This window comes from Providencia sp. UF-224 (genome assembly GCF_058245955.1).
This window is the reverse complement of the sequence record NZ_JBSICC010000001.1, coordinates 43,202-59,683: the sequence shown is the minus strand read 5'-3', so window position 1 is coordinate 59,683 and position 16,482 is coordinate 43,202. Positions and strand designations below refer to the sequence as shown.

General features: G+C 44.2%; 23 protein-coding genes. All 23 read left to right on the top strand.

Annotated elements, in window-relative coordinates; all coding sequences use genetic code 11:
- The first annotated feature begins 2 nt into the window (after window positions 1–2).
- The 23 genes from AC4IFO_RS00340 (at window position 3) to AC4IFO_RS00230 (ending at window position 16,482) form a co-directional block, all read left to right on the top strand.
- Window positions 3–1,028 carry a DnaT-like ssDNA-binding domain-containing protein gene (locus AC4IFO_RS00340; protein WP_490730879.1) on the top strand — a complete coding sequence of 342 codons (1,026 nt, stop codon included), beginning with the start codon at window positions 3–5 and terminating at the stop codon, window positions 1,026–1,028.
- Window positions 1,021–1,470 carry a replication protein P gene (locus AC4IFO_RS00335; RefSeq protein ID WP_490730877.1) on the top strand — a complete coding sequence of 150 codons (450 nt, stop codon included), beginning with the start codon at window positions 1,021–1,023 and terminating at the stop codon, window positions 1,468–1,470. The genes AC4IFO_RS00340 and AC4IFO_RS00335 overlap by 8 nt, the downstream gene beginning before the upstream one ends.
- Window positions 1,471–1,692: 222 nt before the next feature.
- Window positions 1,693–2,121 (top strand): hypothetical protein, encoded by a 429-nt coding sequence (locus AC4IFO_RS00330; RefSeq protein ID WP_490730875.1) that lies wholly within the window; start codon window positions 1,693–1,695, stop codon window positions 2,119–2,121.
- On the top strand, window positions 2,118–2,513 hold the full coding sequence (locus AC4IFO_RS00325; protein WP_490730873.1) for a RusA family crossover junction endodeoxyribonuclease: 396 nt from the start codon (window positions 2,118–2,120) through the stop codon (window positions 2,511–2,513). Before AC4IFO_RS00330 ends, AC4IFO_RS00325 begins: the two co-directional genes overlap by 4 nt.
- 127 nt (window positions 2,514–2,640) lie before the next feature.
- Complete coding sequence (locus AC4IFO_RS00320) at window positions 2,641–2,823, top strand: hypothetical protein (protein WP_490730871.1); 183 nt, start codon at window positions 2,641–2,643, stop codon at window positions 2,821–2,823.
- A gap of 10 nt (window positions 2,824–2,833) precedes the next feature.
- Complete coding sequence (locus AC4IFO_RS00315) at window positions 2,834–3,223, top strand: XkdD/Y8K6 family phage-associated protein (RefSeq protein ID WP_490730869.1); 390 nt, start codon at window positions 2,834–2,836, stop codon at window positions 3,221–3,223.
- A 4-nt stretch (window positions 3,224–3,227) separates the two neighbouring features.
- Window positions 3,228–3,467 carry a hypothetical protein gene (locus AC4IFO_RS00310; RefSeq protein WP_490730867.1) on the top strand — a complete coding sequence of 80 codons (240 nt, stop codon included), beginning with the start codon at window positions 3,228–3,230 and terminating at the stop codon, window positions 3,465–3,467.
- A gap of 25 nt (window positions 3,468–3,492) precedes the next feature.
- Window positions 3,493–4,152, top strand: coding sequence for a hypothetical protein (locus tag AC4IFO_RS00305; protein ID WP_490730865.1), 660 nt, complete (start codon window positions 3,493–3,495; stop codon window positions 4,150–4,152).
- A gap of 72 nt (window positions 4,153–4,224) precedes the next feature.
- Entirely contained in the window at window positions 4,225–4,566 is a 342-nt protein-coding gene (locus tag AC4IFO_RS00300) for a hypothetical protein (RefSeq protein WP_490730863.1), read from the top strand.
- A gap of 34 nt (window positions 4,567–4,600) precedes the next feature.
- Window positions 4,601–5,338, top strand: a complete 738-nt coding sequence (locus AC4IFO_RS00295) for a hypothetical protein (protein WP_490730861.1) — start codon at window positions 4,601–4,603, stop codon at window positions 5,336–5,338.
- Between the two features lie 58 nt (window positions 5,339–5,396).
- Complete coding sequence (locus AC4IFO_RS00290) at window positions 5,397–5,957, top strand: terminase small subunit (RefSeq protein WP_490730859.1); 561 nt, start codon at window positions 5,397–5,399, stop codon at window positions 5,955–5,957.
- The gene (locus tag AC4IFO_RS00285; protein ID WP_490730857.1) at window positions 5,954–7,435 is read left to right on the top strand and encodes a terminase; all 1,482 of its coding nucleotides are present in this window, start codon (window positions 5,954–5,956) and stop codon (window positions 7,433–7,435) included. The genes AC4IFO_RS00290 and AC4IFO_RS00285 overlap by 4 nt, the downstream gene beginning before the upstream one ends.
- A 196-nt stretch (window positions 7,436–7,631) precedes the next feature.
- Window positions 7,632–7,847 carry a hypothetical protein gene (locus tag AC4IFO_RS00280; protein ID WP_264967206.1) on the top strand — a complete coding sequence of 72 codons (216 nt, stop codon included), beginning with the start codon at window positions 7,632–7,634 and terminating at the stop codon, window positions 7,845–7,847.
- A 15-nt stretch (window positions 7,848–7,862) separates the two neighbouring features.
- Window positions 7,863–9,515, top strand: coding sequence for a portal protein (locus AC4IFO_RS00275; RefSeq protein ID WP_490730855.1), 1,653 nt, complete (start codon window positions 7,863–7,865; stop codon window positions 9,513–9,515).
- On the top strand, window positions 9,512–9,835 hold the full coding sequence (locus tag AC4IFO_RS00270) for a Bbp19 family protein (RefSeq protein WP_273803111.1): 324 nt from the start codon (window positions 9,512–9,514) through the stop codon (window positions 9,833–9,835). Before AC4IFO_RS00275 ends, AC4IFO_RS00270 begins: the two co-directional genes overlap by 4 nt.
- On the top strand, window positions 9,832–10,500 hold the full coding sequence (locus AC4IFO_RS00265; RefSeq protein WP_490730852.1) for a peptidase: 669 nt from the start codon (window positions 9,832–9,834) through the stop codon (window positions 10,498–10,500). Before AC4IFO_RS00270 ends, AC4IFO_RS00265 begins: the two co-directional genes overlap by 4 nt.
- A 17-nt stretch (window positions 10,501–10,517) precedes the next feature.
- Entirely contained in the window at window positions 10,518–11,501 is a 984-nt protein-coding gene (locus tag AC4IFO_RS00260; RefSeq protein ID WP_490730850.1) for a major capsid protein, read from the top strand.
- Window positions 11,502–11,558: 57 nt separating this feature from the next.
- Entirely contained in the window at window positions 11,559–11,990 is a 432-nt protein-coding gene (locus tag AC4IFO_RS00255; RefSeq protein WP_490730848.1) for a Bbp16 family capsid cement protein, read from the top strand.
- Between the two features lie 8 nt (window positions 11,991–11,998).
- Entirely contained in the window at window positions 11,999–12,337 is a 339-nt protein-coding gene (locus AC4IFO_RS00250) for a hypothetical protein (protein ID WP_490730845.1), read from the top strand.
- A 51-nt stretch (window positions 12,338–12,388) separates the two neighbouring features.
- Window positions 12,389–12,994, top strand: coding sequence for a phage connector family protein (locus tag AC4IFO_RS00245; RefSeq protein WP_490730843.1), 606 nt, complete (start codon window positions 12,389–12,391; stop codon window positions 12,992–12,994).
- Window positions 12,994–15,450 (top strand): phage tail protein, encoded by a 2,457-nt coding sequence (locus AC4IFO_RS00240; protein WP_490730841.1) that lies wholly within the window; start codon window positions 12,994–12,996, stop codon window positions 15,448–15,450. The genes AC4IFO_RS00245 and AC4IFO_RS00240 overlap by 1 nt, the downstream gene beginning before the upstream one ends.
- Window positions 15,434–15,928 carry a hypothetical protein gene (locus tag AC4IFO_RS00235; RefSeq protein ID WP_490730839.1) on the top strand — a complete coding sequence of 165 codons (495 nt, stop codon included), beginning with the start codon at window positions 15,434–15,436 and terminating at the stop codon, window positions 15,926–15,928. Before AC4IFO_RS00240 ends, AC4IFO_RS00235 begins: the two co-directional genes overlap by 17 nt.
- Window positions 15,928–16,482, top strand: coding sequence for a hypothetical protein (locus tag AC4IFO_RS00230; protein ID WP_490730837.1), 555 nt, complete (start codon window positions 15,928–15,930; stop codon window positions 16,480–16,482). Before AC4IFO_RS00235 ends, AC4IFO_RS00230 begins: the two co-directional genes overlap by 1 nt.

The following is a 16,482-nucleotide window of genomic DNA, read 5'->3' as shown; positions in this document are numbered from 1 at the left end:
CCATGTCTACATATAAATGGCTTAGGCTCTGGCATGACATGCCTAACGATCCTAAATGGAGAACAATTTCAAGGGCTTCAAAGCAGCCAATTGCATTAGTTCAGGCTATTTACATTCATCTTCTTGTTGATGCGTCACAGAATGTCACGAAATGTCACGATGGGTCACAACGTGGTCACGTGACAGTCACGATTGAAGATTTAGCAAGCGCGCTGGATGTCGAAAATGAACAGATTGAAGCTGTTTTAAATGCCATGCAGGGACGTGTTTTAGATGGTTCAAAAATTACTGGCTGGGAGACTCGTCAGCCAAAAAAGGAAGACTTAGGAAACGCAGAAACAGGAGCAAAATCAGCAGCTCAGCGAAAACGAGAGCAACGCGAACGAGAAAAAAACCAAAGAGAGGAAGGGAAAAATAAAAATGATAGTCACGACGATGTCACGAAATGTCACGATGTGTCACAACAAGATAAAGATAAGAGTAGAGATATAAAACCTCTCTCTAATACACGCGAGGATAATTTTCAATCTAATCCGAATGCCAATAATTCTATCTTGAATGGTCGTGTTCCAGCTGGTGGTTTTGGTGTGAATGACAAATTTGTGATGTATCACGGATGGGAGCCTGATCAGGACTTTACGCAAAAGGCGGCGTACTGGGGAACGATACTCAAAGAGCCGTTACAGCCTCATGAGCTAGCCGAGTTTATAACCTACTGGGGGGCAGAGGGAAAAGCCAAAACACACGAGCAATGGGAGTTAGCCCTTGCTAAAGGCTTGAAACATAGTCGATTGAAAAATGAAAAGGTGGTGAAAAATGGGTCAGGTCAGAGAACTAAGATCGATAGCCAATTCGCAGGAAAGCCAAAAGCGCTGCAGGAATTCTTACAGCACGTCAGCGACAAGTACGGACCTGAAACTCTTGCAGCTTTGGAGGGGAATGATCGACCTATACGGGGACAAGTGGAAGAGCAAGAATGGAACGGAACCATCGTTGATTTGGAGCCAGAGTATCGAAAGATTGACTGATACACAGTTCGAGGCCATTTTTCAGTATTGCACTGACCGCTGTATGAGTGGTAATCCATGGCCACCAGAGTTATCAGACGTGATTGTCGCGCTATCTGGTGAAGCGGCTAAGCATAATCCGTTTGGGCTTGATCCTGACGAACAGTTAAGAGATTTTCTAACCTACTGCGCTAAGCGCAATAACTACCAGAGCGCGGAAATGTACCCATTCAAACACCCGGTTCAGTACTGGATGTTTACAGACCTTAGAACGAAGATGATTGACCTAAGGCTAACTGAGGTTGAATGTGAGAAGCGACTAGACAAAATGCTATCACAATGGACTGAGCGAGTTAGAAAGGGCGAAAAGGTGCCAGAGCCAACACTAACACTTACGGATAAATCAAAACCTCGTCCTGCTTGGATGGATATAATTGAAAAAGGTAAACAACGGACACAATAAGATTCAAAGGTTATTAAAATCGTTAGCAGGATTAACATACAGGCATTTTTGATATGCAGGATGATAAATCCCATAGGTTGAATGTGAAAATCAAATGTAGAGCGTTACAGGGCGTTTTAAAGGGTGGTAAGAAAATCAATTCTTACTGATTTTTTATGGTTGAAAAGATAAACAAATTGTTTATATTAACCATGTAGGTTAATCGAATTTGAGGTAATGGTTATGTTATTTCAGGATAGAGTGATTGAGGTACTCAAATCAGGCAAAAGTATGTCGATTAAAGGCCTGCGAGCACACTTTGAAAGCAATGGCGTTAAGGCTTCGTACAACACCGTTAAGTTCGCATTAGGGCAACTTGAATACTTTGATGTTATTTCGTTAGTAACCGTTGAAGAAGACGGCGTGAGAGCGTTTGGCTACAAGCTGAATGATAACTATGAAGCTGGATTAATGAGACAAGCAAACAGCGGTCAACGCCACAAGGTAAGGGCTAGTAAGCCAAGCAAGCCTAAGAAACCAGTCGTTCCTGTTGTGATGCCTGAGTATGGGCCATGGTGCCAAACGGGTGAACCAGCACGCTTACACATCATGTTTAACGAGTTATTGGTGAAGCCTAGGGCGAAGCGCATCAAGCGAGGCTTAGCTGTATGAAAACCCTTGAATATCCAATTGTGCCAGTGCCTAAGCCCCGTATGACCCAGCGTGACAAATGGCAGAAACGACCAGCGGTAATGCGTTATAGGGCGTTCTGTGACGAGGTGAAAGCAAGGGGTATTAACCTGCCTGAGAGCGATTACCACGTGATTTTTGTTATTCCTATGCCGAAGTCATGGAGCAAGAAAAAACAGGCTGAAATGGACGGTAAGCCCCACCAGCAAAAGCCAGATAAGGACAACTTAGAGAAAGCTTTGCTTGACGCCATCTTTGACGATGATTCGCGTATATGGGATGGGCGAGTTTCTAAGGTGTGGGGCCCCACTGGAATGATAAGGGTAAGGTTACCAGAAAAATCGACAATTCATGAACTTATTACCAATAGGTAAGTTTGTGAGCAGATTAACGAATCGTTGAATGAATGAGGTAAGTCCTTATGAGTCCAGAAGATTTTATTAGAAAGAACATCATTCAGAAGCTTCAAGAGCTTGATTATCAGGGGGGGGGTATTACAGCTTGCCGCTGATGAAGGTATCGCACATTACCGTAGATGCTCGCAAGCAAGTAAGTAAGCGCGGCGCCATGTTTGATGATTGCTTTCACGTAGCAAAAGTTTGGATAGATAAGTACGGCGGTAACACAAAGGCTAAGCCTAAGCGCCGTGGGAAAACAGTAGTTAAACAAGTTTCGTTATTTTAAGGGTAATACGATGATATGTGCAGATTGTGGTGGTGAGGTGGTTTGGGTTGGCCCTATAACAAACTTATCTCACACGGAGTGTAAGCAGTGCGGTTCCGTAAATAATTATCTCACTGAAAAGGTGGAAGATGATGTGGTTTGTGAAGTCAGTGGCATGCAACTGGAAGCTGATAGCGAGTTCGTTTCTTTCGCTGTTACCGATGATGTTATTTGCAGTATAGCCTCTGGTTCCTATGAAAATGACGACAAGATAGCAATGTTATTTGCAGCGTCACCAGAGTTATTACAAGCACTACAGTTAATCATCAATTATCACGATGATGGGTATGTAGGCTTGCATCATGAAGACTTAGCATTGGCACGTAAAGCTATCGCTAAAGCAACTGGAACAAAGGGGTAAGGTTATGAGCGAAGATTCAAAAAATAAAACATATGAACTTCCTGAGAGTTTCAAACGCAATCATCAGTTCATGCCAATTACAGACCATTCCATTAGCTTACGTGACCAGTTCGCCATGGCTGCAATGCAGGGAATTTTATCAAACGAGGCCATGATTGCGGTTGTGATTGAAGAGTCAGCCGCGTTGGTATCACGTGAGGCTTACATAATGGCTGATGCAATGCTGGCAGCTAGAAACAAATAATCGTGACATGTCACGCGAGGTAAATATGGAAAATAGATTTTATATGATGTGTACACGCGACACGGTGGGGAGCAACGCATCATTTCATTGCAAGGACGGAAAAGGTTATGCCACTGATATCGATAAGGCTCACGTATACACGCTAGAAGAAGCGCAGAGGGCGTGGGAGCAAGGAAGAAGCATTGACCAGCCTGTGTGCGCTGAAAGCGCTCTATCACTTGCTGAGTATCACGTCGATTGTCAGTACATACCAAACGAAACCGTAATTGAAAGTAAATGCAATTACTACGTTGGTTACTTGAAAGGTGATTGGGATGGTAATGATGTCTACTGGCTGAATGACCGTGGATATCCATCAACTAACTTTTCAATAGCTAAGCGATTCACTATTCCTGATTTAACAATGGATAACATTGTCTGGCTACCGTTCGATATTGCTAATGCACAGAAAAGACGAACATTCCGATTAGCTAACTTCAATGCTCGTTCAATGGTGCAAAGCAAAGGCTTGCGCGTTCCTGAATGGCTTAAAAAGCAACGTAGGCGAAAAGGAAATAGTGGCAAAACACGATGGAATTGCCCATGCTGCGGAAAAATTAGCTGGCAACACAATCCATATGATTACGACGGCTGCTTAGATAGATATTGCAGTGAATACAGACCTATTTACGAGTGGGAGTGCTAACAATGCTAAAAACTTACTTAATATTCGTCGTGTTCTGGTGCGTGTTAGCCGTAGCTGTAGGGATGTTATTCAATGGCTAAATCACCAGCAGAGCGTAAAGCAGCGCAACGTAAACGCCAGCGTGAAGCTGGCCTTGTTACTCCGCAGTGGCAGGTTGAAGCCGAAGAGCACGAAATGATTAAGCGTAATTGTGCGTTGCGTAGACCAGGGCGTGAACCGTACGATGAATCTGAATACATTCAAATGCTCATACGTAACGATGATGCGCGGCTCAAGCGTGAAATTGCGGAGCTATCAAAGCGTTGCTGTGGTAAGTGCGGTGAGCAGTTGCCAGTAGCTAATTGCTGTCTATCTGGTGCCGCTGAGTGCTGGAATACTAAAGGGTGGCATGAGACTAAATTGGAGGTAGAATAAGGTAAATTTAACTTTAACTGAGGTTTATATAGAAATGGTTGAGTGGCTAAAAGACATGGATTGGGCGCTATTTGTTGCCGTTTTATCGTTGTTATTTACTGGGGTGGTTAGCTTTATAACAATTAGATATACAAAAAAATCACTAAAGCTCACTGAAATATCGACTTTTATAGCGGAGAAGTCATTGAAAGCGGCAGAGGATTCCATTAAAACATCTTTAGAGTTATATGAAAAACAAAAACAAGATGATGACGATAGGAAAATAAAGGGGGAGGATAGAGAAAAAAATGCAATAAGAAATGTGGTAGCTATAGAGTTAGCTAGAATATGTGATGTAATAGTTAAAATGTATGAATTGAAATCAGCATTATTGATTGGTATTTCGCGCATAAAATGCAAAAAGCTTGGAAAAACAATGGTAATTATGGCCTACGACACAAGTGGTGAAAGAATGAAGGATATTCTCATTCATTCTGATGCAAATGAAATACCAGCTGAAGTAATTATGAGGTCAGCAGTGCTATGCAATAAATTATATTTTGATATTTCTGATGTTAAGCTAGATATGAGTATTACAAATAAACAATTAGAATTTTGTTATGATTATATTAATGAAGAGGATGTTAGTTCCTTATCTAAATTCCTAAACCAAAGTGGTACTAGTGAGTTGTTTAAGCAAATGCATAAAACAATGACTTTATTTTCTAGGGAGCTTGCGCCTTATAAGGCATTTGAAACACTCTGTGAAAAGATACAAGAAGATAAACATTAATCTGTATATGTTTATTTTTTTATCCTAGTTGGTCATAATAACCGTAGAGGTGATGATTATGACCATAAAGAAACCACGTAAACCACCAGCCAGAAAACCTACACCGCTTAACGCTCAAATGGAGCGGTTTTGTCAGGAATATATCAAAGCCCCTGATAATCAAACCAATGCAGCGCTAGCAGCAGGCTATGCCGAAGTTAGCGCCTGTAAGCGTGCATCACAGCTTATGAAAGACCCTCGCATAATTGACCGTATCGCGCAACTCATGCAGCAGCGTAATAAGCGCAAGAAGCTAGACGCTGATAGTGTGTTAGAGCGATTGGTTGATATGCTTGATGCCGATATTGCCGACATACTAACCAATACGGGCGATATCAAGCCAATTAAAGATTGGCCTGCAGTATGGCGCAAAAGCATCTCTGCATTCGAAATAGCAGTCATTGATGAGCATGTAACAGTTAAGAAAGTCAAACTGTTAGATAAGCTGCGCGTGCTTGAAATGGTCGGTAAGCACGTAGACGTTAACGCATTCCGTGAGAGGTACCAAGTCGATGTGACTATTTCCCTTGCTGATAAGTTGGCAGCAGCCCGTAAGCGCGCCGCTGGTGGTGAGTCATGATTGACGCCATGTCGCCAGAAGAACAATTGATTAACGATATCGGCATGTTTACTCATGACCCGTTAAGCTATGCGCTCTACGCATTTCCTTGGGGTGAGGCTGGCACCGAACTTGAAAATGCTAGTGGGCCTCGTCAATGGCAAGCGGAAGCACTGAACGAAATAGGTGAGCATCTGCGCAATCCTGAGACACGCCACCAGCCGCTACAGCTTGCTAGGGCATCAGGTCACGGTATCGGCAAATCTGCATTCATATCGATGATTATCAAGTGGGGCATGGACACCTGCGAAGATTGCAAAGTCGTTGTCACTGCCAACACCGAAAATCAGCTTCGCACTAAAACATGGCCAGAAATTGCGAAGTGGCAGCGCCTATCTATCACCAAGGATTGGTTTACCTGCACCAAAACCGCTATCTATTCCAATGACCCTAATCACGCTAACGCTTGGCGTGCTGATGCTGTTCCGTGGTCAGAGAATAATACAGAGGCATTCGCAGGTCTACACAACCAAGGCAAGCGTATCATTCTAATTTTTGATGAAGCTTCCAACATTGCGGATCTAGTGTGGGAGGTAGCAGAGGGTGCTTTGACGGATGAAAATACAGAAATCATCTGGATAGCGTTTGGTAACCCGACACGTAACACAGGGCGTTTCCGTGAGTGTTTCCGTAAGTTTAAGCACCGTTGGAAAACTAAGCAGATTGATAGCCGTACGGTTGAAGGCACCAACAAAGAACAAATAGATAAATGGATTCAAGACTACGGTGTTGATGATGACTTTGTTAAGGTGCGTGTTCGCGGTATTTTCCCATCTACATCTGAAAAACAATTCATACCTACTGGATTAACTGATGCCGCTATGAAGCGCACAGTAACACAGGCCGAAGTATCACATGCACCAATTATCATAGGTGTTGACCCTGCGTATTCTGGTGATGATGATGCCGTAATTTATTTGCGCCAAGGGTTACACAGCAAATGCCTTTGGACTGGTAGTAAAACTATTGATGATGTGATTATGGCTAAGCGCATTGCCGACTATGAGGATCAGTACGGCGCTGATGCTGTTCATATCGACTTTGGTTACGGTACTGGAATTCAATCTGTTGGTATGAATTGGGGGCGCAATTGGCAACTTGTATCATTCAATGGTGCATCAACTGACCCACAAATGCAGAACAAGCGCGGTGAAATGTACAACAATGTTAAGTCATGGCTAAAGATAGGTGGGGCTATTGACGATCAAGAGGTGGCTGATGATTTATCAACACCAGAGTACAAAGTGCAGCTTAGCGGTAAAATTTTGCTTGAAAAGAAAGAGGATATAAAAAAACGCATTGGACGCTCACCAAATAAAGGTGATGCGCTAGCATTAACATTTGCTTACCCAGTCACCAAAAAAGAACGCCACAACATTTCTACATCTAGTCAGGGCAGTAACGTTGTTAGTGATGCTGATTACGATCCATATGCCTAACTAACAGGTAAAAAAAAGCCCTCACAGCGAGGGCAAAAAGCTAATCAAAGGAAAGTCACTGGACTAACGAGCGTATTGCAAAGGAACATCCGACTAACGACCGATGACCAAAATGTATATCTTGGTTTTATATTTGTCAAATAAGATATACAATAAATCACAAAGTATATTATTGTTTATTTTATCGAGGTGTTATATGTGCGGAAATATCCTAGGTGGCACTCCCAAGATTAAAACCCCTCCACCAGTTCAGGCAGCGCCACAAGAACAGGATGAGGCTGTAGTCGGTTCGCGTGATGAAGAGCTACGCCGCCGCCGTGCTGCCGCTGGTCGCAAATCAACATTGCTAACAGGTGCGCAGGGTGCTACTGGCTCAGCATCAACCAGCGGTAAAACACTACTTGGTCAGTAACCTAACGGGGGCGGTATGAGTTTAAAGCAGGATTTATTAAAACAACTCTCACAGCTTAAGAATGAGCGCCAATCATTTGAGCCGCACTGGAAAGAGCTTGCAGAGTATACACGCCCTCGTAGCACTCGTTTTAACACATCAGAAGTCAATCGCGGTGATAGACGTAATACGAAAATCATCGACCAAGAAGCCGCTAAATCTGAACGTACGCTTTCTAGTGGCATGATGTCAGGGATAACTAGCCCTGCCCGTAAGTGGTTCCGTTTGGCTACACCAGACCCTGATATGATGAATTATAGCCCTGTGAAAATGTGGCTTGAAGTCGTTGAGCAGCGCATGAATGAAGTATTCAATCGTTCAAACATTTATCAATCATTACCGCAAACTTATTCCGATATCGGCACCTTTGCCACCAGCGCATTAGCTGTACTGGAAGATAACGAGCGCGTCATTCGTACGGTACCTTTTCCTATCGGTAGCTATTACATTGCGAATGGCCCTGACTTAACCGTAGACACCTGTTTCCGTGAGTTCAGCATGACAGTGCGTCAGTTGGTTATGGAGTTCGGATTAGACAATGCGAGTGAGCAGGTTAAAAGCATGTGGGACTCTGGCAACTATAGCCAGTGGATTACTGTTGTTCATTCAGTCTACCCAAATTTAAACCGCATCAGCGGCAAGTTGGACGCTAAGAACAAGCTGTTTAAATCCGTTTACTTTGAAATGGGTGGAGATAGTGACCGTGTTCTACGTGAATCTGGCTTTGATGAGTTCCCAATTATGGCGCCACGCTGGGAAGTGAACGGCGAGGATGTCTACGGCTCATCATGCCCCGGCATGATTGCATTGGGTAGCGTGAAAGCATTACAGCTATTGCAGCGCCGCAAAGCACAGCAGATTGATAAAGTTACCAATCCACCTATGCAAGCGCCTGCCTCAATTAAGAATCAACGCATTTCACTTGTTCCTGGTGGAATAACTTATCTTCCAATGGCTGGCGCTGACCAAATGATTAAGCCGATATTCCAAGTTCAAGCCGACATTAACGGCTTGATTGCTGATATTGGCGATACTCGTAATCAAATCAAAGAAGCCTATTTCTCTGACCTATTCATGATGATGCAGTCTGTAAATACACGCTCAATGCCAGTTGAAGCAGTAATTGAAATGCGTGAAGAAAAGCTGCTCATGTTAGGGCCTGTCTTACAGCGTTTGGATTCTGAACTGCTCGACAAGTTAATTAATCGTACGTTCGCAATCATGGCGCGTAAAAACCTATTACCTGTGCCACCAGAAGAAATGCAGGGCATGCAGCTTAAGGTTGAATACATTTCTGTTATGGCACAGGCGCAGAAATCGGTTGGTGTTAGTAGCATTGAGCGTTTCGTTGGTTTCGTTGGTGGTCTGGCACAGATGAAACCAGAAGCACTAGACAAGCTGAACACTGACGAAATGATTGATAACTACGCTGAATCAATCGGTGTTTCACCAACTATCGTTTCATCCAATGACCAAGTAGCAGCTATTCGTCAGCAGCGTGCAGAGCAACAACAGCAGATGCAACAAATACAAATGGCACAGGAGGCTGTGGCTGGTGCTCAGGCTCTTGGCAATACACCTATGGACGATAACAGCGCCTTAGCTGCGCTTGCTGGTGGTGGTCAATGACACAGTTTAATGATTACACCGAAGAGGAAAAGGCAGAGATTCAGGCTGATTTAGAGCTTAAAGAAAAGCTCAAAAGAGAGCGTGAGATAGAGGATATCAAGCAAATAATGAGCACAGAAGCTGGTCGCCGTTTTGTTTGGAGGATCACTAGCTCATGTGGTGTTTTCGATATTTCATTTACTAATGACCCGTATGTTACCGCTTTTAACGAAGGCGCTCGTAATCAGGGGTTGATGCTATTAAGTGATGTTATGGAGTTCTGCGCTGAGCAATATCTACTCATGGCAGAAGAAGCCAAAGAACAGGAGAGCAATCAATGAATTTATTTCAACGCTTGGTGTTTCGTCGCCTTTGTAATGAGGTTTCAGTTGATGGTGGCGAGGGTGCAGCTGCGACAACCACAGAAACTTCAGCGGTTAAAACTGAAACATCAACAACAGGTGATCAGACTACGACTACTGGTACAGAAACTGATAAGGCTAATGATACGTCCAGCACTAAGCAGGAAGGTACTGACAAGAAGCCTGTAAGCACCGCACCTGAAAAGTATGAGTTCACGGCTGGCAAAGACCAAGAGCTTGATAAAGAAGCTGTAGCGGCGTTTGAACCTATCGCCCGTGAGCTTGGTTTAAGCAACGAGCAGGCGCAAAAGATTGTTGATGTGTACGGTTCTACGATCATGCCGCAAATCATGAAGCAACAAAATGAGGCGTGGCAGCAACAAACTGCTGAATGGGCTGAAACAATCAAAGCAGATAAAGAGCTTGGTTCCGTTGAGTCAATCGGTAACGCACAAAAAGCTATGGATCAGTTCGGTACGCCAGAGCTCAAACAATATTTAAATGATTCAGGACTAGGTAATCATCCTGAGTTATTCCGTATTTTTTCAAAAATTGGCAAGGCCATGTCTGAGGATGGTTTTGTTAGTGGTAGCAGTGAAAACACTCGCAGTATGGCGGATGTTCTCTTCGGCGATAGCAAATAAGGTGTAGGGGATAAATTATGTCTAAAGCGCTAACTTTAACTGATTGGGCTAAGCGTCAAGACCCGAACAGTAAGCAAGCTAAGATTGTTGAGCTACTCAACCAGACCAATGAGGTTCTGGATGACATGGTATTTGTAGAGGGCAACTTACCAACAGGCCACCGCACAACGGTTCGCACTGGTCTGCCATCAGCTACTTGGCGTTTATTGAACTATGGTGTTCAGCCTAGCAAATCAACTACCGCCCAAGTTACTGATGCGACAGGCATGTTAGAAGCTTACTCAGAGGTTGACAAAAAGCTAGCTGATTTAAACGGTAATACAAACGAGTTTTTATTATCAGAATCACAGCCTTTCATTGAGTCAATGAATCAGGAAATGGCAGAGACTCTTTTCTATGGTGACACGTCTGTACACCCTCAGCGATTTACTGGTTTTTCTGCTCGCTTTAATGATCGCGGTGCAAAGAGCGGTGCAAACATTATCGATGCAGGTGGCACAGGAAGTAACTTAACATCTGTCTGGTTAGTTGTCTGGGGACAAAATACTGCACACGGTATTTATCCGAAAGGGTCTAATGTTGGACTACATCAAGAGCACAAAGGCCAAGTTACTCTAACGGATGAAGCGGGCGGTAAATATGAAGGCTATCGTACTCATTACCAGTGGGACAACGGTTTAACTGTACGTGACTGGCGATATGTTGTTCGTGTCGCAAATATTGACCTCAGTAAATTGACCAAGGATCCAGAAGCAGCAGGAGCTATCGATTTGCCTGATTTACTGATTCAGGCGATTGAGAAAATTCCAAACCTGTCCATGGGTAAACCTGCTTTCTATTGCAGTTCGGAGATCCGTAGTTGGATGCGTCGACAAATCAAAAACTCTAAGAACGTCAATATTTCCATGCAGGAAATTGCTGGGAAGAAAGTCGTTTCATTTGATGAAATTCCAGTGCGCCGTGTAGATGCACTTCTCACCACAGAAGACCAAGTGAAGTAATTTCGTACGGGGCTGATATCTAGCCTCGTTAACTTAATTTTGTTGGGAGTTCGCAACATGATTTTAGATAAAGAAACCCTATTTTCTCTCGACCAAGCAGTAACCGCATCAGCGACTGCGACCAGTATCATTGACCTAACACCAGTTAAAGGTGATTTCCGTGATATCGGTATTGGCGAGCCGTTGCAATTGTTTGCACAGGTTACCGAGCAAGCTAAAGCAGCAGGCGCTGCAAAGGTGCAAATCATACTGGAAACATCAGAAGATAAAGCGTTTACAACGCCTGTTGCTATCTTCCAGTCATTTGCTATGCCAATTGCAGACCTGAACGCAGGTAAACGCATTGTCGGTACCGTTCCGCATGGCGTTATTAAATATTTGCGCCTGCGTTACGTTGTCACAGATGGTCCATTAACTGCAGGTAAGTTTACAGCGGGTATCGTGCTTAACGTTGATGCTCATCCTATCTACAACGCTGTAACTAATTAAGGTGTGACATGTCACGATATGAAGTTTTGAAAAAATCATTTATCGCTGGTCGTCTGCTTGAAGTTGGTGAAGAGGTTGAATACAGCGGTATTGCTGGCAGCAACTTAAAGTTGATTGGTGATGATGCTAAACCTGATACTGGCGCTTTGGTTGATGGGGCTAGTGGTGATAGTAGTGAGGTTGTAACCAATGCTGCTATTAGTGGATCAGGCGATACAGTTGATTCTAGCCTTGAAGCTTTGCGCGAACAGTACTTGCAGTTATTTGGTAAGGCACCTCATCACAACATGGGCGCAGATAAAATGCGTACCGCGATAGATGAAAAGCGTAAAGAACTTGGGGTGTAACCCCCGATGCTAAAGGGGGCGAAAGCCCCTTTTTCTTTTGGAGTAACTCTAATGGCCTCAGAAATAGAAATCTGTAACTTGGCGCTTAGTCGTATTGGTAATAGCCGATTCATTAACAGCCTTAGCGAAAAGAGCAAAGAAGCCGAGCAATGCAATCTACACTTCAATCATTGCCGCGATACTACGCTCTCTGATTTTCCGTGGAACTTTGCCAGTAAGCGTGTTGCTTTGGCTGATACCAATAACCCTCCACCAGACTGGAAGTTTGCCTATAGCTACCCAACCGACTGTTTAAAGGCAATAGCCATTATTCAATCTGGCCAGAAATATCCTCAGCCAAATAATGCAATTAATTTCTTGGTTGGTTCGGATGCCGACGGCACTGGGAAACTGATTTACTGCGATCAGCCGCAAGCATGGCTTCAATACACTGCGTCAGTCACTGATGTGAATATGTTTGATTCATTATTCATTGATGCACTGGCATGGAAACTTGCTAGCGAACTGGCACGCCCATTGGCTTCAAATTCTGGTATGGGTAATGAAGCACTACAGATTTACACCATGGCGATTGCTAATGCTGGTGCGCATTCTCTTGATGAATCATCGGAGCCTAACGACTACATGGATCCATTCACAGAAGCGAGGTTATCGTAATGGCTTATAGCATCATTCAACCTAGTTTCAGCGGTGGCGAAATCGCACCCAGCCTTTATGGTCGCATTGACCTAGCGAAGTATTCAACCGCTTTACGTAAGTGTTCTAATTTTATCGTGCGTCAATACGGCGGCATTGAAAATAGACCGGGCACCAAGTTTATTGCAGCGGCAAAATACCCTAACAAGAAATGCCGCTTGATCCCGTTCCAGTTCAGCACAGTGCAAACTTACGCTCTTGAAATGGGTGATAAGTATATGCGCGTGATTAAAGATGGCGGGCAGGTGCTTTATGCAGACGGTGAGCACAAAGGCGAAATATTCGAACTGGCAACGCCATACAAAGAAGCTGACCTATTCAATTTAAAATTCACACAGTCAGCAGACGTAATGACCATCGTACACGCTGATTATCCACCTATGGAACTACAGCGCTATGATCATGACGATTGGAAGCTGGTGCCCGTTGAAACGCGTAATGGTCCATTTGAAGATATCAACACTGATAAAGAGCGTAAGTTATATGTTAGCGCCAGTACAGGTGATGTAACGCTGATTGCAACGCATAATATCTTTGGTGCTGAATTAGTCGGTAAGCAAATCTATATTGAACAGCAAGCGATTGATGCTGTACCCGTATGGGAAACTGACAAGACGACTAACGTTAATGATCAGCGCCGTGCAGGTGCTAATTACTACCGCGCTAATACTGCAGGTAAAAGCGGCACGTTAAGGCCGTCACACACGGAGGGTATGAGCTGGGATGGTTGGGGTGGTGATGCTGGGATCCAGTGGGAGTACCTTCACAGTGGTTTCGGTATCGTTAAAATCAATTCAGTCAGTACAGACGGCTTAACCGCAACGGGTAAGGTTGTTTCGTACATTCCATCAAATGCCGTTGGTGAAGAAAATGCTACGTACAAGTGGGCTCGTTCGGTTTGGAATGATGTAGACGGCTACCCAAGCACCGTTATGTATTATCAGCAGCGCTTGTTCTTTGCTGGCTCTCGTGCTTACCCTCAAACTATTTGGGCTAGTCGTAGTGGGGACTATAAAGACTTTGGCAAGAATAACCCCATTCAAGATGATGACCGTATCATCTACACATATGCAGGACGCCAAGTTAATGAAATTCGCCACTTAATTGATGTAGGTTCGCTGGTGGCCTTAACGTCTGGGGGTGAGTATCAAATCACTGGGGATCAGAACAAAGTATTAACTCCTAGTAGTTTCTCTTTTTCCTCGCAAGGTGCCAATGGCTGTAGTGACGTTCCACCTATTGCCGTTGCTAATATCGCTTTGTACATCCAAGAAAAAGGTAGCGCTGTGCGTGACCTCGCGTATTCATTCGACGTTGACGGGTACCAAGGCACCGATTTAACCATCATGGCTAATCACCTGTTTCAGCGCCACCAGATTATTGATTGGGCGTTTTCTATCGTTCCTTACTCAATAGCCTGGTGTATTCGTGATGATGGTAAATTGCTTTCATTGACGTACCTCAGAGAACAGCAGGTTTTTGCTTGGTCGCCACAAGAGACTGACGGGCAATTTGAATCTACCTGCAGTGTCAGTGAAGGCAATGAGGATGCGGTTTACTTCATTGTGTGCCGTAAAGTTGGTGGCGGTACGGTGCGTTATATAGAGCGCTTAAGCAGTCGTCTATTTACTAAGACCGAGGACGCTTTCTTTGTTGATTCAGGCCTTAGCTATGACGGCAGAAATAAAGATGAAGCCAGCACTGTACACCTAACAACAGTCGATAGCTGGGCGTACGAAGGTGATATTGCTTTAACCGCCAGCAATGCCATTTTTAAAGATAGTGATATCGGTAACGCTATTCACTTGCCTTATTTTGAAGACGATGAAAACAAAACGCTACGCTGTGAAATTACCGAATTTATTAATACTCATGCGGTGCGGGTAACGCCTAATCGTGATGTTCCTGAATTACTACAGGATAAGCCATTAAGCGAATGGGGCTTTGCGCGTTTCCGTTTTGAAGGGTTACAGCATATCGAAGGTAAAACCACCAGCATTCTAGCCGATGCGAATGTATTGCCTCAGCAAAAGGTATCTGGTGGCGCCGTGTCATTAGAAGAGCCAGCCGTAGTGGTTCACATTGGTCTACCGTACGTTAGCGATATGGAAACCTTAGATATTCATATCAACGGGCAAGAAACACTACTCGACAAAAAGAAACTGGTTAAGGTGGCAAGCCTTATAGTTAATTCAAGTCGTGGCATATGGGCCGGTACCGAAAAAGACCGGTTATATGAATATGCTCAACGTGAATTCGAGTTCTACGATAATCCGGTTGATGATGCCACTGGCGTAGTAGAAATTAATCTTGATGCACAGTGGAGCAAAAACGGCCGTGTGTATGTCAGGCAATCTGATCCGTTACCTTTATCAATCCTCGCTGCAATACCGCGCTTAGATGTGGGGGGCTTCTAATATGGCAAAGAGTATTGTTCAAATCGTACCAGCAACATTAGAGCATGCACAGGCATTGATACCGCATGTTAGACAAGCTGATATCGATGAATTCTATGCATTGAATCTATCAACGCCTGAAGAGGTTTTAGCCTCAGGTATTAACTTATCTACAAAATCATGGGCCGCTATTTTCAATGGCGAGGTTGCGGCTATTTTTGGTGTGTCGCCTGCGTCCATTATCGGCGGCGTTGGCATTCCTTGGTTAGTTGGATCAGATATTTTAGAGAAGCACCAGAAAGCCTTTCTACGCCGCTGTAAACCATTCGTTGGTCTAATGCTACAAATCTATCCTGAGCTGCTTAATTACGTTGATGAGCGCAATTACATTGCAAAGGCGTGGCTGCATTGGCTAGGGTTCAAACTAGAAGATGCGCAGCCCATTGGTGCGCTTAACTATCCATTCCATAAATTCACGATGAATGCGAGGGCGAAATAATGTGTAGTCCAGCCATTTTAGCAGGGGGCATTCTAGCCTCGGCAGGTATGCAGGCATATAGCCAATATCAATCCGGTAAATTTAACGCTGATATAGCCAACCAAAATGCACGCCAGAACGAACAAGCAGCGAATGATTCAATTAATCGTGGCAATGCCGAGGCAGAGAAACAGCGCTCACGCACACGGCAATTAGCTGGCTCACAGGCGGCGGCAATGTCAGCGAGTGGACTTGATTTAAGTTCAGCAGGTGCCCTTGATATGTTCGGCGATACTGCGGCAATGGGTGAATTAGACGCTTTAACACTGGTTAATAATGCAAGTCGTGAAGCGTACGGCCTACGCATGCAAGCAGCTAATGACAGACTGCAGGGGAAAATGGCACGCCGTGAGGGTAACTTTGGCGCAGCCACAACGCTATTAACTGCACCAATCAAAGCATACGGCGCATATCAATTGGCTGGTGGTACATGGGATCCGTTCTCTGGTACAGCAACTAAAGCCGCGGGCGGTAATGTGGATATGTTCAAGTATGGATTTATAGGAGCGCGTTAA

Bases quoted from the DNA above. Each gene is read 5' to 3' on its own strand.
- AC4IFO_RS00340 (WP_490730879.1), top strand. From the start codon at position 3: ATGTCTACATATAAATGGCTTAGGCTCTGGCATGACATGCCTAACGAT.
- AC4IFO_RS00330 (WP_490730875.1), top strand. From the start codon at position 1,693: ATGTTATTTCAGGATAGAGTGATTGAGGTACTCAAATCAGGCAAAAGT.
- AC4IFO_RS00325 (WP_490730873.1), top strand. From the start codon at position 2,118: ATGAAAACCCTTGAATATCCAATTGTGCCAGTGCCTAAGCCCCGTATG.
- AC4IFO_RS00315 (WP_490730869.1), top strand. From the start codon at position 2,834: ATGATATGTGCAGATTGTGGTGGTGAGGTGGTTTGGGTTGGCCCTATA.
- AC4IFO_RS00310 (WP_490730867.1), top strand. From the start codon at position 3,228: ATGAGCGAAGATTCAAAAAATAAAACATATGAACTTCCTGAGAGTTTC.
- AC4IFO_RS00305 (WP_490730865.1), top strand. From the start codon at position 3,493: ATGGAAAATAGATTTTATATGATGTGTACACGCGACACGGTGGGGAGC.
- AC4IFO_RS00300 (WP_490730863.1), top strand. From the start codon at position 4,225: ATGGCTAAATCACCAGCAGAGCGTAAAGCAGCGCAACGTAAACGCCAG.
- AC4IFO_RS00295 (WP_490730861.1), top strand. From the start codon at position 4,601: ATGGTTGAGTGGCTAAAAGACATGGATTGGGCGCTATTTGTTGCCGTT.
- AC4IFO_RS00290 (WP_490730859.1), top strand. From the start codon at position 5,397: ATGACCATAAAGAAACCACGTAAACCACCAGCCAGAAAACCTACACCG.
- AC4IFO_RS00285 (WP_490730857.1), top strand. From the start codon at position 5,954: ATGATTGACGCCATGTCGCCAGAAGAACAATTGATTAACGATATCGGC.
- AC4IFO_RS00280 (WP_264967206.1), top strand. From the start codon at position 7,632: ATGTGCGGAAATATCCTAGGTGGCACTCCCAAGATTAAAACCCCTCCA.
- AC4IFO_RS00275 (WP_490730855.1), top strand. From the start codon at position 7,863: ATGAGTTTAAAGCAGGATTTATTAAAACAACTCTCACAGCTTAAGAAT.
- AC4IFO_RS00270 (WP_273803111.1), top strand. From the start codon at position 9,512: ATGACACAGTTTAATGATTACACCGAAGAGGAAAAGGCAGAGATTCAG.
- AC4IFO_RS00265 (WP_490730852.1), top strand. From the start codon at position 9,832: ATGAATTTATTTCAACGCTTGGTGTTTCGTCGCCTTTGTAATGAGGTT.
- AC4IFO_RS00260 (WP_490730850.1), top strand. From the start codon at position 10,518: ATGTCTAAAGCGCTAACTTTAACTGATTGGGCTAAGCGTCAAGACCCG.
- AC4IFO_RS00255 (WP_490730848.1), top strand. From the start codon at position 11,559: ATGATTTTAGATAAAGAAACCCTATTTTCTCTCGACCAAGCAGTAACC.
- AC4IFO_RS00250 (WP_490730845.1), top strand. From the start codon at position 11,999: ATGTCACGATATGAAGTTTTGAAAAAATCATTTATCGCTGGTCGTCTG.
- AC4IFO_RS00245 (WP_490730843.1), top strand. From the start codon at position 12,389: ATGGCCTCAGAAATAGAAATCTGTAACTTGGCGCTTAGTCGTATTGGT.
- AC4IFO_RS00240 (WP_490730841.1), top strand. From the start codon at position 12,994: ATGGCTTATAGCATCATTCAACCTAGTTTCAGCGGTGGCGAAATCGCA.
- AC4IFO_RS00235 (WP_490730839.1), top strand. From the start codon at position 15,434: ATGTGGGGGGCTTCTAATATGGCAAAGAGTATTGTTCAAATCGTACCA.
- AC4IFO_RS00230 (WP_490730837.1), top strand. From the start codon at position 15,928: ATGTGTAGTCCAGCCATTTTAGCAGGGGGCATTCTAGCCTCGGCAGGT.